Here is a 13,503-nt window from a genome sequence, read left to right on the forward strand (position 1 = left end):
GAGCAGGAATATGGTCAAGATTCTTCTCGTCGAAGACAATGAGATGAACCGCGACATGCTTTCGCGCCGGTTGGAGCGGCGGGGATATGAAGTGATCATCGCAACTGACGGCCTCGCCGGCGTCGAAGCGGCAGTGAGCAACAAGCCCGATCTTGTTCTTATGGACATGAGCCTGCCGGTCATCGACGGCTGGGAAGCAACACGGCGGATCAAGGGAAATCCCCTCACGGCCGCCATTCCTGTTATCGCGCTCACTGCCCACGCCATGGCCGGAGACCGGGAAAAAGCCATGGAAGCCGGATGCGATGATTATGATACCAAACCAATCGAATTACCGGCGCTCCTCGACAAGATCGCCAGACTGACCGGAGGTTGAGCGCCGGTGTCCCTTCCCAACGACATCGGCCGCCGCGCCTATATTGCCCGCCTTGTGCAGAAGATCGCCGATCCCGCACAGGCTATCCTTGGTTATCAGGAACTGGTGATCGAAGCGGTCGTGGAAAACGGGCCCGCCGAAGCATTGCCCGATCTCGAGAAGGTGCTTGGCGCTGCTCGCGACCTGAACTTGCTTATCAAGCGGCTTTTGGAGATGGAAGCGTCGCAAACTGCCGGAATATTCACCGTCGATAGTGAATTACGGCACGATTTGCGAACGCCGATGAACGCCATTCTCGGCTATTCGGAGATGGTCATAGAGGATTTCTCGGATGTTCTCGCCGCAAGCATCGTTGATGATATTGCGAAGATCATCGAGGAAAGCCGGTTCTTGCTGGAGCAGATCGATGGAAGACTGGACGTTTTCTCGGATGATCCGGATGAAAAGCCGACTGACCATATTGACGTCACCATAGCAGCCGATCTCGCGCGGACCATTGCCGCTCGCGTGGCTCCCTCGTCGGACGAAACGGGCCGTATCCTCGTTGTCGACGACACCGCCTCGAACCGCGATCTTCTGAACCGGCGCCTCACGCGCGACGGCCATCTCGTCACTGTCGCCAGTTCCGGCGAAGAAGCGCTGCGCATCCTGGAGACGCAGGAATTCGATTTGGCCCTGGCCGATATCCTGATGCCCGACATGAACGGCATTGAACTCCTCAGCCGGCTCAAATCGCACGAACGCCTGCGCGAGATACCCGTCATCATGATTTCGGGCCTGAAAGACGATGACGCCATTATCCGTTGCATCGAGGCAGGAGCCGAGGATTATCTGCACAAACCAATCGATCCGGTGCTATTGCGTGCACGCATAACCGCCTGTCTTGAACGCAGCCGTTGGCGTGAGCGCGAAAGGCGCTATCTCGCGCAGATCGAATTCGAGAAGGAGCGCGCCGATACGCTCCTTGATGCAATTTTGCCGAGACAGGTGGTGAAGCGGCTCGCCGATGGTGAAAAAGTGATCGCCGATCGCATCGATATGGCGACGATCGTCTTTGCGGATATCGTCAATTTCACGGAATTCGCGGCACGCACCCCGCCTATCACACTGGTCCAAAGACTTGGAGAGCTGTTTTCGCGCTTCGACGAATTGGCGGATCAGCACGGTATCGAGAAGATCAAGACCATCGGTGACGCCTATATGGCGGCGGCCGGGTTGCCCGACCCGCGTCCGGACCATGCCCAGGCAGCCGTGGCGTTTGCAAGGGCCATGCTGGCCGAGACGTGCCAGATGACAGGTGAGCGTTCGCTCAGCCTGCGAATTGGAATAAACTCCGGCCCTGTCATTGCCGGCCTCATTGGCCGGAAACGCTTTGTCTACGATGTCTGGGGGCACACGGTGAACGTTGCCAGCCGCATGGAATCCTGCGGGACGCCCGGACGTATCCAGATATCTCAAAGCACTTTCGACGCGCTCGGCCCGGACTTCGGAGAGTGCCACCGGGAGATCCGGGATATTCATGGGATTGGCAAGTATCCGACGTACCTGCTTTTATGATCTGGCCATCGTCTTGCCCAACATCTACTCCGCCAAGACCGCCCTCAATCTCGGCACAGCGAAATCCATAAACGCTCGCAGTTTCAGCGGCACCAATCCCTGTCCCACGTAGATCAGGCTCACCGGCCACGGCTCCGGTTCGAATGCCTCGAGTACGATCTGCAGCTCGCCTGCCGCAAGAGCGCGGGTGGCCTGGTAAGACAAAAGCCGCGTCACACCGAGACCCGCAACTGCCGCATCGATTGCGGCGTCGGCGGTGCTGATGCTCAGCCGGGAGTGGACCGGCACGCTGACCTCCTTCCTGCCATCCATGAAAGTCCAGCTTCGTGGCGAATTCAGCCCCTCGAAGGTGATGCACTCATGGCCAACAAGATCCTCGGGGCGCTCTAGCACGCCGCGTTGCGCAAGATAGGCCGGGCTCGCATAGGACGCACGACGGATCCAGCCGACCCTGGTCGCGACAAGATTGCTGTCCGGCAGATTGCCAATGCGCAGCGCGAGATCGATATGGTCTTCCACCAGATTGACCTGACGGTCGCTGAGACTAAGCCTCAAATTGATTTCTGGATAGATCTTGAGGAATTCGATCACGATTGGGAGCACGTGAAGCCGCCCGAATACCACCGGCGCGCTCATCGCCAGATCACCCCTCGGCGTTGTGTATTCGCCCGCCGCGGTACGCTCGGCCTCATCGACCTGCTCCAGAATGGCCTTGCTCGCCTCGACATAAGCGCGGCCGGCATCGGTCAGCGAGACATGGCGGCTCGAACGGATAAGCAAACGTGTTTTCAGATGCGCCTCAAGGTCGGAGACCTTTCGACTGACCGTGGCAAGCGGAATCCCAAGGCGGCGTGAGGCGGCGGACAGACTTCCCGCCTCTGTAACAGCAAGAAGCACGGCCATTGCATCCAGACGATCCATTCGAATCCTTTCATTTTCTGGAATGAAAACTCCAATAACTGACATCTACAGCAATTTTATGGAAGAGACTATGTTAGGCGTCCACGTATCTCATCCCTCCGAGGAGTTGGTCATGCTGTCCGGACACGCCTTTTCCAGCGACGTCGCTTTCACGCCGACCGTCAAAGCAATTCAGTCCCGCAAGGGGTCCCGCCATGGTTATGAGAGCATGGAGCAGCGCGGCTCATGGCAGACGCGTATCACGCCAGACCTGGCGGATTTCATCCAAAGCCAGACCAGTATCTTCTTCGGAACGGCAAATGACGAGGGCCAACCTTATATTCAGCACCGCGGCGGCCCACCCGGCTTTCTGCGCGTCATCGACGATACGACCATTGCGTTCGCAGATTTTGCCGGCAACCGTCAGTACATAACCTCCGGTAATCTCGCGGATAACCCCAAGGCGTTTCTGTTTCTCATCGATTACCGCAACCGCCAGCGGGTGAAGCTATGGGGCGAAGCGCGGACTGTCGAAGACGACCCCGATCTCATGCAAAAACTGATGCCGGAGGGCTATCGCGCACGACCTGAGCAGGCGATCCTGTTCACAGTTACTGCCTGGGACATGAACTGCCCACAGCACATTCCGATGCGCTTCGAGGCCAGCGACGTGGCCGCGTTGTTGCTCGAGCGCGACGAACGTATCAAGTCGCTCGAAGCGGAACTCGCTCGCCTGCAACCAGCTTGACGCGCACCGCGGTTCCGCAAGCAAATTTAGTTTGCCAAATGGAATAGCTTTGTCTATAGTTCTCCATATGGAGAACTATTACGCGCCTCTTGATGCAGCCTTTCACGCCCTCGCTGATCCAACGAGACGGGCAGTCGTCAATCGCCTTGTCAAGGGTCCCGCGCCGGTTAAGGAACTGGCAGAGCCATTCGACATGGGACTGCCGTCCTTCATGAAACACCTCCGAATTCTTGAAAACGACGGACTGATCAGTTCGCAAAAGGTCGGCCGCGTCCGCACCTGCTGGGTGAATACCGAGAGGCTGGCGGCCGCCGAATCCTGGCTCTCGGAGCAACGTGAGCTTTGGCAGGCCAGAACGGACCGGCTGGCTGAGTATGTCGAAACCCAAATGTCGAGGAGTGTTGAAGATGCCGGCTGAAAAATTCGAACTGACCATTGCGCGTTTCATCAATGCGCCGCCAGCGGTCGTCTGGAAAGCGTGGATCACGCCTGAGCATCTGGCGAAATGGTGGATACCCGCACCCGTTGAATGCGAGGTGGTCAAGCTGGACGTTCGCCCGGGTGGCGCATTCGAGACGCGCATGCGCGAGGGTGGCGGTGAATTCCAACCGCATGTCGACGGTTGCTTTTTGGAGATTGTTCCTGAAGCCCGCCTGGTCTTTACGACGGTCCTGACGGAGGGTTGGAAGCCGGCAGAGCCTTGGCTCGCATTGACCGCGATAATAACATTTGAGGCAGAGCGCAGCGGTACCCGATACGCCGCCCGCGTGTTGCACAAAAACGCCGCGGACTCTCGAAAGCATGACGAAATGGGATTCCAAGATGGCTGGGGAACTGCAATCGACCAGCTTTCAAAATTCGCCGAACGATTGACGTGAACCTGCGGCCGGTTCGCTACAGCACGCCATGTCTGGCGGGACGCCGGACATGGCCGCCAAGCTGCCATGCCGCCGGCTTAATTATACAGCGCCGGATTTCCCGTCTTCAAGCACTCGATCCGGCTTGCCAGGAGCGACGAGAATTGCGAATTCCCGACCCTCGAACCAATCTCGGCGATTTCGTCGAAGTCGACGTCGAGCAACAAGCCGCGTGCACTCAGCAAGGACATCACGCCTGTAACGAGCGTGCGTTCCACTGCGTAGTCCATATTGAGTTGTGCTATTTCGTCTGATTGTTCTTTGAGAATGCTAAAAAGCTGCCCCAGTTTTTCGTTCATTATTCGGTGCCCACCACGTAACCCCTGCCTGAATCATTCCAAGATTCTTGACGGAAACGTAATAGGCCGTAAGAGCTATTTTATCGTCAGTTCGCTAACCAATGTGGACTAGAGCCTCGGGCGACGCGCTATTTTTTCACTGTCCCGGGATCATAGTGCTGGCAATGCTTCCTTCGACATAGATATCCGCTTCCTTGGCTGCCTCGATGAACACGGATCGCGCCATGTCGCCGGTCGCACTTCCGTCCATGGCTTCTAGACACGCCAGTTGTGCGAGACCATGCAGTCGTCCGCGTTTGCCGGGCCATTCGTTCAAGAGGAATTCTGCAGCTTCCGCGACGGAGGCGATCGTGCGGAGCCTGTCGGGAAAAAGCGACTCTACTGTGACTGACCTGAAGTGAACGTTTTCCATAGTGCTAGAACGCTAGGGCTCAAATTTAGGTTCCCGTTTCAAAACTTGCATCCTTGTAGCTAGTTGAACTTCGCCGTGCATTGCCTGTTTACTTCGGCGACCATGTGCTAAGTTCAATTAAATTGGATACATTCGCCTGGTTCGCGCGGCGAATAGGCGAAAACCTTCAAATCACGACCAAGGGAGAAACGCGATGGGCCTTCGCATCAATGACACTGCACCGGATTTCACCGCTGAAACCACGCTGGGCGAAATCCATTTCCACGACTGGATCGGCGGTAGCTATGCCGTGTTGTTCAGTCATCCGAAGAATTTCACGCCGGTCTGCACGACCGAGCTTGGCTACATGGCCGGACTTGCTCCGGAGTTCGCCAAACGCAATGCCAAGATCATCGGCATTTCGGTCGATCCTGTCGAAAATCACGACAAGTGGAAGGCGGATATCAAGACGGCAACGGGCCATGAGGTCGACTACCCCCTCATCGGCGACAGGGATCTGAAGGTTGCAAAACTGTATGACATGCTGCCTGCGGAAGCTGGCGATACGTCCGAGGGCCGCACACCCGCCGACAACGCCACCGTGCGCTCCGTCTTCATTATCGGTCCGGACAAGAAGGTGAAGATGACCCTCACCTATCCGATGACCACAGGCCGCAACTTCGACGAGATCCTGCGCGCAATCGACAGCATCCAGCTCACCGCAAAACACCAGGTTGCGACACCGGCCCAGTGGAAGCAGGGTGAGGATGTCATCATCACCGCAGCGGTTTCGGATGAGGACGCCAACCAGCGTTTCGGCGGCTTCGAGCGCGTGTTGCCCTATCTACGCAAGACCAAGCAGCCAAGCGCCTGAACGATACAACATGAGCCCCGCCCTAACCGGCGGGTTTCATTTTTCTATCATGTTGTTCTTATTGTAATCCACAACTGGCTAGCTGCGCGGCATAGGTACCTGCTATCGTGGCTGTTCGCCGTGCGGACCGGTCGATGGCCGGCTTGCCCCGCCAAGTACCACGCGCATAGTCATTCGGCCCTGCATAGTAAGCGGCGTAAAGATTATAGGCATCGTTGAGCGGAATGCCATTCATCTGATGGCTCCTTGCGTGGTACCAGCCAATGAAACGAATAGCGTCGCTGAAATCTGTTCGCCGGGCAGTCCAGCGGCCGGTTTCCCGTTGATAATCCGCCCATGTCCCGTCGAGGGCCTGCGAATAACCATACGCGGTCGATGGCCGTGACCACGGAATAAAGCCGAACAATTTTGTGCGCGGCGGCTTGACCCGGGCCTGATAGCCGGATTCCGTATAGATCGTCGCCATAAGAATGGGAACCGGCACGCCATATTCCGTCTCAACACTCTTGGCTTGCTTGTACCAATTGTTGAAGAAGCCGTCTCTCTGATCGAATACGGCACAGACATTGTTGGTCTGGGTTGGCGCAGTGGCGCAGCCTGTGAGCAACAACAACGCAATGAACATGATGCGGCGCATGGGCAAGTCCTTGTCTAGAGCCTTTCACCTATTCCGCAATTCCTAACGACTGGTTACCGGTTAATTGGTTCATAATCTCCTCCTTAAAATTTGATTAAAGATCGATATGGCGGTGCGAGGCTTCGCCTCTTGACCCATCAATTAATACCGTCATACAATACTACGACTAGCGACAAACATCGCTAGCGATCTCCATCCATGCTGAAGCGGAACAATTACCATGAGCGATTTGATGCCAACTCAAACGATAGGTTTTGCCGAGACCCGCGACGGGATAAGGCTTTCCTATCGCATCGTCCCCGGGAGCGGCGAAGGCCGCTGCGTTCTCATTCATTCGCTGGCGATGGACAAGTTTTTCTGGGAGCCAGCCGCCACGGCACTTGCCGCTGCATCCGAGGTTCTCATTTATGACTGCCGCGGCCACGGCGTTTCCGGCAAGCCGGCAGGCCCCTACAGCACTGCGCAATTCGCCGATGATCTCGCCGATCTCATGAACCATGTCGGCTGGTCATCGGCCGTCGTCGCCGGTGCGTCGATGGGTGGCTGCATCGCCCTTGCCTTTGCCGCAGCCCATCCTGAGCGTGTCGACGCTCTCGGCCTGTTCGACACCACGGCCTGGTATGGGGAAAACGCGCCCGCAGCCTGGGCTGAACGCGCTGAAAAAGCCAGGAACGAAGGCCTGAAGGCGCTTGTCGGTTTCCAGAAGACCCGCTGGTTCAGCGATGGCTTTCGCGAGGCAAATCCGGACGTGGTGGAAGCCGCTGTCTCGACCTTCCTCGCCAATGAAATCGACGCCTATATCGCGACCTGCAACATGCTCGGCGCAGCCGACCTGCGCGAAGCATTGCCGAAGTTTGACTTCCCATGTCGCGTGCTTGTCGGAACCGAGGATTATGCGACGCCGCCGGAAATGGCACGTGTGCTCGCAGATAATATCCCAGGGGCAACGCTGACGATCCTCGAGGGTGCCCGCCATTTTACCCCGCTGGAAGTTCCGGCCATCATCGCCGGCAATCTTCAGCTGCTGATCGAGGCCACCAAGGCCTGAGGTAAAAAGGGACGGCGCGATCACTCGCGCCGTCTGTCTCATTCAGCCGCTTTTTGGCTGGCACCACGCGGCAGATTGTACATGCCGCGCGGAAGCCCCGACAGAAACTCGACGACTTCGCTGCTGTCGATCACGTCGGCATACTTGGCGTTCATGTCGCACAGCGTCATGGCGTGGCTCGCCTCGGAACGCTCGAAGCACCCGTCTTCGACCATCGTCACCCGCAAATTGTAGCTGAAGGCATCGACCACCGTCGCGCGCACGCAGCCACTGGTTGCGGTTCCAGCAACGATGACGCTGTCACACCCGAGCAGCGTCAAATAGCTGATGAGGTTGGTCCCATGGAAAGCGCTGGGCTTCTGCTTGTAGATGACGATGTCGCTCGGTTCCGGCGCGATCTGCGGCATGATCTCGTTGCCATCGCGATTGCTGCCACCCGGTTTTTCACCGCTGCGTTCGTTCTTCCAGGCCCAGCTGCCCGCGTCCCAATTGTCGGAGCGTCGCACTCCGGTTGTATAGATCACTGGCACTTCGCGGTCGCGGGCTGTTCCAATCAGGTTCTGCAGAACAGGCAGGGCATCCCAGGCGGCTTCGCCACCCGACTGGCGCCAGCGCTTCACCGATTCAAGCAGGGGCTCGCGCTTGTCGCCGCAAAACGCGTAGTTGACGTCGACGATCAACAGCGCCGGCCGCTTGCCAAACCCTGCGCGTGCGCCATATCCGGCAAGTTTGAATACTTCCTTGTCGCGCTCCGTCAGGAATTTGTCCCAAATTCGCTCTGCCATTGAATCTATCCTCCATCCTTTGAAAATCACCGGAAAACCATGCCATGGCGTCGCCGATCGGATGAAAACACGCGTCCGTGTACCCTCCTTCCGACAAAAAGATGCCTCGGCGACTTGACTTCTCTCACAAATTTGTTTGTATGGCAAACATACATTATAACAGAATGACAAGAGAAATTAAGCTAACTGCATTTGCGTGAATGCCCGGCACGGGCGCCCTTGGAGGAGGAACTCATGATTCACAAGTCTCTTAAAACCCGTTTTGCCTGCGCTCTCGCCGGCGTGATCCTTGCATCGACCGCAATGACTTCGATAGCCAGCGCTCAAGAGGCGTGGCGCCACGGCATCGTTGAAGCCAAGGGCGATTCCGGCTTCCTCTTTCAGGCCGCAGAAGGTGGCTTCGATGACAAGCACGGCATCAACATCGACATGGTGCAATTCACCGGTGGTCCAACTGCGTTGAAGGCGCTCATCGCCGGCGATCTCGACAGCTTCGAGGCGAGCCCCGTTATCGCGCTCTCCGCATTGCATCAGGGCGCCGACGTCAAGATCATCGGCTGCGACTGGCCCGGCATGACCTATACGGTCTTTTCCGGTAAAGACATCGCGAGTGCGGCTGATCTCAAAGGCAAGACGGTCGGCGTTTCTGCGCCTGGCTCGCTTCCCGATATTTTCACCCGCCTCGCGCTTGAAGCATCCGGCCTTGCCAATACGGACGTAACGTTCGCCAATGCCGGCGGCAGCGCCGATCGCGTCAAGGCCGTTGGCGGCGGGGTCGTTGCTGCTGCTGCCAGCTCAAGCGAATTCGCCGTCGATGCAGACGCCTTGAACGTCAAGCCGCTTTTGAAGGGTGTCGAGGTTACACCGCAGTTCCTCAAGGTCTGCATCATGACCACCGGCAAGAAGATCGCCGAGCGCCGCGAAGCGATGACCAATTTCCTCGCCGCCGAGATGGAAGGCCTCGCTCATGCGATCGCCAACAAGGACGCGATGCTCGAGGTTGCCCGCAAGGTCGGTCACCTGCCCGAGGACGACAAGACCGCCGAGTTCATTTACAATGAAGCCCTCGAGTACAAGGCGATCAATGCGGATCTGGCCATCCCGTTGGAAAAGCTGCAGTGGGTTGACGATGAAATGGTCAAGCTCAAGTTTCTCGACGGCAACGCCGATACCAAGAAGTTCGTCGATGACAGCGTACGCACCGAGGCTCTCGCACGCGTCAAGAAATAACTGGAAAAGAATATGGCCCATCTGGAAGTACAGAACATCACCAAGTCCTTTGGCACACATCATGCCCTGGACGGTGTCTCCTTCAATGTCGAAAAGGGTGACGTCGTTGCCCTGATTGGCCCGAGCGGATGCGGCAAGACGACCGCCCTGCGCATTATCATGGGCCTTGAGACAGCCACGTCCGGTCAGGTCAAAGTCGCCGGGCGTCCTGTTTCCGGCTGTGGTCACGATCGCGGCATGGTGTTCCAGCATGCCGAATTGCTGCCTTGGCGCAATACGCTCAGCAATATCGGCTATGGGCTGGAGATGAAGGGCATGAAGGAGCCTGAACTTTCCCGAACGGCCATGCATTATCTGGAACTGGTGGGTCTGACCCTGGCAAAGGACAGACGCCCGCACCAGCTTTCCGGCGGCATGAAACAGCGCGTGGGTATTGCTCGCGCGCTGGCGATCGATCCGGAAGTGCTGCTGATGGACGAGCCCTTCGGCGCGCTGGATTCGCAGACGCGTGAGGGACTGCATGGAGAATTGCTTTCCATCCATGCCAAGACGCAAAAGACCATCATTTTCGTGACCCATGATCTCGACGAAGCGGTCATGCTCGCAGACCGCGTTGCGGTCATGCATGCTGGCAAGATAAGCCAGATCATTCCGATCGAACTGGAGCGCCCGCGCCTTGATATGCGCGCTATCCGCACTTCGGCGGAATATTCCAAGAAACGCACGCTGATCTGGGAAGCCCTGCACGATGCGGGCGTTTCGGCTGCAGCCTAAGGAAGAACGATGACTACAGACACAGAAATACAGGCGCCGGCCCGCGTGGAGCGCCGCACAGGTCAGGCAAGCTGGACAACCACTGTACCGGCATGGGTGATCACCACCATATCGGTCGCCATAGCGACTGGTCTCTGGGAGTTCTTCGGTCGCGACGTCAATCCGTTGCTTGGCACCTACCCGAGCGCCATCGTCAAGGCATTCTTCTCGATGCTGCAGACTGGCCGCCTGCAGGACGCGCTCATTCAAAGCAGCCAGCCATTCATCGTGGGTTATATCGTCGCCGCGATCGTCGGTATCCCGGTCGGGCTGCTGCTCGGCCGATACCGTATCCTCGAATCCGCCCTGGGCATCTATGTCACCGCTGGCTATGCCACCCCGCTGATTGCCCTCGTTCCCTTGCTGATCCTGTGGTTCGGTCTTGGCTTCATGGTCAAGGCCGTTGTGGTCTTCCTCCTCTCCTTCTTCCCGATCTGCATCAACACGTGGTTCGGTGTGAAGGCCGTGCCGAAAACCATGATCGAGGTCGGCACCGCCTTCTGCGCCTCGCAAACGGCCATCATGCGCGGCATCATTCTACCGGCAACAATCCCCTACATCATGGCCGGTCTGCGTCTCGGCATCGGCAAGGCGGTCATCGGTATCGTCATCGCCGAGTTCCTCACCGCGATCTCCGGTCTCGGCGGTATCATCATCACCTCGGCCAATAGTTTCCGCACTGCCGAGATGTTCGTGCCCGTCATTCTGATCATGGTGCTCGCCGTGGCCTTGACCGCACTGGTTGGCTGGCTGGAAAAATATGTTGCCCCGTGGCAGAGCGAAATTACCGGCCACGACAGCGTCTGACACGACAATCATCCATCGCTATTGGAGAACCGCTGCGGGCAACTGCAGCGGTTCTTTTGCTTTTGGCCGACTTAAAACGATATGTCGATATAAATTGATTTTATCGACATATTAGGGCATCGTGTCGATCCAATCGACGTGTAACAATGATACGTCGATGAAAACCGAGAACATCGACATGACCTTTCGGCCTGAACGTCCCTATAATGATTTGCCTCTTTTGCCCCCAACGCGGGATATAGAGACAAAGCCTATACTAAAGGCCTGCATCGAGGCGCGCGCAGCCTTGGCAGAACTGCTGGTATCGGGGCAGCTTATACCCAACCAAGCCGTTTTGATTAATTCCATCCCCCTCCTGGAAGCGCAGGCAAGTTCCGAGATCGAAAATATTGTTACAACAACGGATCGTCTGTTTCGCTTTGTCAACGAGGACGGCAACTACGCGGATGCTGCAACAAAAGAGGCTTTGAGATATCGCACCGCCCTTCGAGAGGGGTTTCGAATGCTCGAACAACGCCCACTCTCCACGTCGATAGCAGTTCAGGTTTGCCGTACGATCAAAGGTCTCGATCTGGATATTCGCGCGACACCCGGTACAGCACTTGTGAACGAGGCAACCGGCGCCGTTATTTATACACCCCCTGATGGGCAGGACTTGCTGCGCGACAAGCTCGCAAACTGGGAGCGTTACATCCATGAAGCGGAAGACATCGATCCGATCATCCGCCTTGCGGTAATGCATTATCAGTTCGAGGCAATCCATCCCTTCACCGACGGGAACGGCAGAACAGGCCGTGTCTTGAATCTTTTGTTTCTCGTCGACAAAGGATTGTTGGAAATTCCGATCCTCTATCTTAGCCGCTACATTATCCGGAACAAATCGCTCTACTATCAGCGGCTTCTGGCCGTCACTACAAATAATGAATGGGAGAACTGGATTCTTTTCATGATTGAAGCAGTGAAGGAGACTGCACAATGGTCGACATTGAAGATCCGCGCAATTCGCGACCTTTTGAATGAAACTACCGCCAGAATTCGTCAAGAACTGCCAAAAATCTATTCTCGAGAGCTTGCAGAAATTATCTTCGTTAATCCTTATTGCCGCATCGGCGATCTGGTTGACGCAGGAATTGCCAAGAGGCAAACGGCCTCCACCTATCTGAAAGCGCTCGTAGAAATAGGCGTGCTTCGGGAAATCAGGTCAGGACGCGAAAACCTTTTCATCAATCCGGCAATGCTGGATCTCCTGTCCGAAGGCGGCGGATTGAACGGAGCATAACTCCGTCAGCATGATCTATCATCATTCGATCAAGATGCCGCCGAGGTTTTCCACGGCACGGCGGGTCACGACCCCGACAAGATTCGCGCGGTAATCGGCAGGAGCGTGCATGTCGCCCATCAGGTCGTTCTCATCGGGCAGCAGCCCTTTCACCGCATCCGGCTCGAACCTCGCCTGCAGCGCTTCCTCGGCCTCCGTCCAGCGAAAGACGCCGGCGTTTCCGGCCCCCGTGATCGCCACATGGATATTGCCGTCGCGATGACGGGCAACGAACGCAGCTGCCAAGGCATACCGCGACGCCGGATTGCGAAACTTGGCATACCCGGCAATCTCCGGCACCTTGAACTCGATACGCACGAGAATTTCACCAGGCTCCAGCGTCGTGGTGTAGAGCCCGTCGAAATATTCGGAGGCAGGGATGCTGCGGCGATCCGTATGCAGCGTCGCATCGAGCGCCAGCACGGCCGACGGGTAGTCCGCTGCCGGATCATTATTGGCAACGGAGCCGCCGATCGTGCCGACGTGCCTGACCTGAACGTCACCGATCGAACCCGCAAGGCCACAAAGTGATGGAATGAGCGCTCTGATCTTTTCGGATGCAGCGACCGTCGCATGCGTGGTTGCGGCACCGATGATGATGCGATCCGGACCAACGGTAATCCCCGAAAGTTCGGGAATGCGGCGGACATCGATCAGATGGGCAGGCGCCGCCAGCCTTCCCTTCATCGTGGGGATCAGCGTGTGCCCCCCGGAGAGGTAAGCGGCTTCCTCGACTTCGGAGAAAAGACTGACTGCTTCCTGCAGCGTTCCTGGCTTATGGTAGGTTGTTTCATACATAGGCG

General features: G+C 57.1%; 17 protein-coding genes. 11 read left to right on the forward strand and 6 right to left on the reverse strand.

What is annotated here, in order from left to right; genetic code table 11:
- Nucleotides 1-10 precede the first annotated feature (10 nt).
- Together LB462_RS26375 and LB462_RS26380 are read left to right on the forward strand one after the other, a co-directional pair.
- On the forward strand, nt 11-376 hold the full coding sequence (locus tag LB462_RS26375) for a response regulator (protein WP_224514217.1): 366 nt from the start codon (nt 11-13) through the stop codon (nt 374-376).
- Nucleotides 377-382: 6 nt separating this feature from the next.
- Complete coding sequence (locus LB462_RS26380) at nt 383-1,933, forward strand: adenylate/guanylate cyclase domain-containing protein (protein WP_224514218.1); 1,551 nt, start codon at nt 383-385, stop codon at nt 1,931-1,933.
- Between the two features lie 24 nt (nt 1,934-1,957).
- Here LB462_RS26380 and LB462_RS26385 read toward each other — a convergent pair whose 3' ends face one another.
- On the reverse strand, nt 1,958-2,854 hold the full coding sequence (locus LB462_RS26385; RefSeq protein ID WP_224514221.1) for a LysR family transcriptional regulator: 897 nt from the start codon (nt 2,852-2,854) through the stop codon (nt 1,958-1,960).
- 112 nt (nt 2,855-2,966) lie between these two features.
- Between LB462_RS26385 and LB462_RS26390 the strand changes: the two genes are divergently transcribed.
- The 3 genes from LB462_RS26390 to LB462_RS26400 all read left to right on the forward strand — a co-directional run bounded on the left by LB462_RS26390 (nt 2,967) and on the right by LB462_RS26400 (nt 4,459).
- Nucleotides 2,967-3,581: a pyridoxamine 5'-phosphate oxidase family protein gene (locus tag LB462_RS26390; RefSeq protein ID WP_370637306.1), complete on the forward strand. Its 615-nt coding sequence runs from the start codon at nt 2,967-2,969 to the stop codon at nt 3,579-3,581.
- Between the two features lie 67 nt (nt 3,582-3,648).
- Complete coding sequence (locus tag LB462_RS26395; RefSeq protein WP_224514354.1) at nt 3,649-3,999, forward strand: ArsR/SmtB family transcription factor; 351 nt, start codon at nt 3,649-3,651, stop codon at nt 3,997-3,999.
- Nucleotides 3,989-4,459, forward strand: coding sequence for an SRPBCC family protein (locus tag LB462_RS26400; RefSeq protein ID WP_224514223.1), 471 nt, complete (start codon nt 3,989-3,991; stop codon nt 4,457-4,459). Before LB462_RS26395 ends, LB462_RS26400 begins: the two co-directional genes overlap by 11 nt.
- Before the next feature lie 77 nt (nt 4,460-4,536).
- Here LB462_RS26400 and LB462_RS26405 read toward each other — a convergent pair whose 3' ends face one another.
- Nucleotides 4,537-4,797, reverse strand: coding sequence for a hypothetical protein (locus tag LB462_RS26405; protein ID WP_112530558.1), 261 nt, complete (start codon nt 4,795-4,797; stop codon nt 4,537-4,539).
- A gap of 136 nt (nt 4,798-4,933) precedes the next feature.
- Nucleotides 4,934-5,209, reverse strand: coding sequence for a DUF982 domain-containing protein (locus tag LB462_RS26410; RefSeq protein WP_112530556.1), 276 nt, complete (start codon nt 5,207-5,209; stop codon nt 4,934-4,936).
- A 193-nt stretch (nt 5,210-5,402) separates the two neighbouring features.
- On the opposite strand from LB462_RS26410, the gene LB462_RS26415 reads away from it, so the two are divergent.
- Nucleotides 5,403-6,062 carry a peroxiredoxin gene (locus LB462_RS26415; RefSeq protein ID WP_224514224.1) on the forward strand — a complete coding sequence of 220 codons (660 nt, stop codon included), beginning with the start codon at nt 5,403-5,405 and terminating at the stop codon, nt 6,060-6,062.
- Between the two features lie 58 nt (nt 6,063-6,120).
- Here the strand turns inward: LB462_RS26415 and LB462_RS26420 are convergent, their stop codons facing one another.
- Nucleotides 6,121-6,699: a transglycosylase SLT domain-containing protein gene (locus LB462_RS26420; RefSeq protein ID WP_224514226.1), complete on the reverse strand. Its 579-nt coding sequence runs from the start codon at nt 6,697-6,699 to the stop codon at nt 6,121-6,123.
- 220 nt (nt 6,700-6,919) lie between these two features.
- Between LB462_RS26420 and LB462_RS26425 the strand changes: the two genes are divergently transcribed.
- Nucleotides 6,920-7,747: an alpha/beta fold hydrolase gene (locus LB462_RS26425; protein WP_224514228.1), complete on the forward strand. Its 828-nt coding sequence runs from the start codon at nt 6,920-6,922 to the stop codon at nt 7,745-7,747.
- A 38-nt stretch (nt 7,748-7,785) separates the two neighbouring features.
- On the opposite strand, the gene LB462_RS26430 is transcribed toward LB462_RS26425, so the two are convergent.
- Nucleotides 7,786-8,532, reverse strand: coding sequence for an isochorismatase family protein (locus tag LB462_RS26430; protein WP_224514230.1), 747 nt, complete (start codon nt 8,530-8,532; stop codon nt 7,786-7,788).
- A gap of 234 nt (nt 8,533-8,766) precedes the next feature.
- Here LB462_RS26430 and LB462_RS26435 point away from each other — a divergent pair, with 234 nt between their 5' ends.
- The 4 genes from LB462_RS26435 (at nt 8,767) to fic (ending at nt 12,661) form a co-directional block, all read left to right on the forward strand.
- Nucleotides 8,767-9,762: an ABC transporter substrate-binding protein gene (locus LB462_RS26435; RefSeq protein ID WP_224514231.1), complete on the forward strand. Its 996-nt coding sequence runs from the start codon at nt 8,767-8,769 to the stop codon at nt 9,760-9,762.
- 12 nt (nt 9,763-9,774) lie between these two features.
- Nucleotides 9,775-10,536: an ABC transporter ATP-binding protein gene (locus LB462_RS26440; protein WP_112530546.1), complete on the forward strand. Its 762-nt coding sequence runs from the start codon at nt 9,775-9,777 to the stop codon at nt 10,534-10,536.
- 9 nt (nt 10,537-10,545) lie between these two features.
- On the forward strand, nt 10,546-11,382 hold the full coding sequence (locus LB462_RS26445) for an ABC transporter permease (RefSeq protein ID WP_224514233.1): 837 nt from the start codon (nt 10,546-10,548) through the stop codon (nt 11,380-11,382).
- A 178-nt stretch (nt 11,383-11,560) separates the two neighbouring features.
- Complete coding sequence (gene fic / locus LB462_RS26450; protein WP_224514356.1) at nt 11,561-12,661, forward strand: protein adenylyltransferase Fic; 1,101 nt, start codon at nt 11,561-11,563, stop codon at nt 12,659-12,661.
- A gap of 21 nt (nt 12,662-12,682) precedes the next feature.
- On the opposite strand, the gene LB462_RS26455 is transcribed toward fic, so the two are convergent.
- Nucleotides 12,683-13,498 carry an FAD binding domain-containing protein gene (locus LB462_RS26455; protein WP_224514235.1) on the reverse strand — a complete coding sequence of 272 codons (816 nt, stop codon included), beginning with the start codon at nt 13,496-13,498 and terminating at the stop codon, nt 12,683-12,685.
- Nucleotides 13,499-13,503: the final 5 nt, after the last annotated feature.

It is taken from the genome of Phyllobacterium chamaecytisi (assembly GCF_020164455.1).
GTDB classification, from domain to species: domain Bacteria; phylum Pseudomonadota; class Alphaproteobacteria; order Rhizobiales; family Rhizobiaceae; genus Phyllobacterium; species Phyllobacterium chamaecytisi.

Coding starts and splice junctions, on each gene's coding strand:
- LB462_RS26375 (WP_224514217.1), top strand. CDS start 11: ATGGTCAAGATTCTTCTCGTCGAAGACAATGAGATGAACCGCGACATG.
- LB462_RS26385 (WP_224514221.1), bottom strand. CDS start 2,854: ATGGATCGTCTGGATGCAATGGCCGTGCTTCTTGCTGTTACAGAGGCG.
- LB462_RS26390 (WP_370637306.1), top strand. CDS start 2,967: ATGCTGTCCGGACACGCCTTTTCCAGCGACGTCGCTTTCACGCCGACC.
- LB462_RS26395 (WP_224514354.1), top strand. CDS start 3,649: ATGGAGAACTATTACGCGCCTCTTGATGCAGCCTTTCACGCCCTCGCT.
- LB462_RS26400 (WP_224514223.1), top strand. CDS start 3,989: ATGCCGGCTGAAAAATTCGAACTGACCATTGCGCGTTTCATCAATGCG.
- LB462_RS26405 (WP_112530558.1), bottom strand. CDS start 4,797: ATGAACGAAAAACTGGGGCAGCTTTTTAGCATTCTCAAAGAACAATCA.
- LB462_RS26410 (WP_112530556.1), bottom strand. CDS start 5,209: ATGGAAAACGTTCACTTCAGGTCAGTCACAGTAGAGTCGCTTTTTCCC.
- LB462_RS26415 (WP_224514224.1), top strand. CDS start 5,403: ATGGGCCTTCGCATCAATGACACTGCACCGGATTTCACCGCTGAAACC.
- LB462_RS26420 (WP_224514226.1), bottom strand. CDS start 6,699: ATGCGCCGCATCATGTTCATTGCGTTGTTGTTGCTCACAGGCTGCGCC.
- LB462_RS26425 (WP_224514228.1), top strand. CDS start 6,920: ATGAGCGATTTGATGCCAACTCAAACGATAGGTTTTGCCGAGACCCGC.
- LB462_RS26430 (WP_224514230.1), bottom strand. CDS start 8,532: ATGGCAGAGCGAATTTGGGACAAATTCCTGACGGAGCGCGACAAGGAA.
- LB462_RS26435 (WP_224514231.1), top strand. CDS start 8,767: ATGATTCACAAGTCTCTTAAAACCCGTTTTGCCTGCGCTCTCGCCGGC.
- LB462_RS26440 (WP_112530546.1), top strand. CDS start 9,775: ATGGCCCATCTGGAAGTACAGAACATCACCAAGTCCTTTGGCACACAT.
- LB462_RS26445 (WP_224514233.1), top strand. CDS start 10,546: ATGACTACAGACACAGAAATACAGGCGCCGGCCCGCGTGGAGCGCCGC.
- fic (WP_224514356.1), top strand. CDS start 11,561: ATGACCTTTCGGCCTGAACGTCCCTATAATGATTTGCCTCTTTTGCCC.
- LB462_RS26455 (WP_224514235.1), bottom strand. CDS start 13,498: ATGTATGAAACAACCTACCATAAGCCAGGAACGCTGCAGGAAGCAGTC.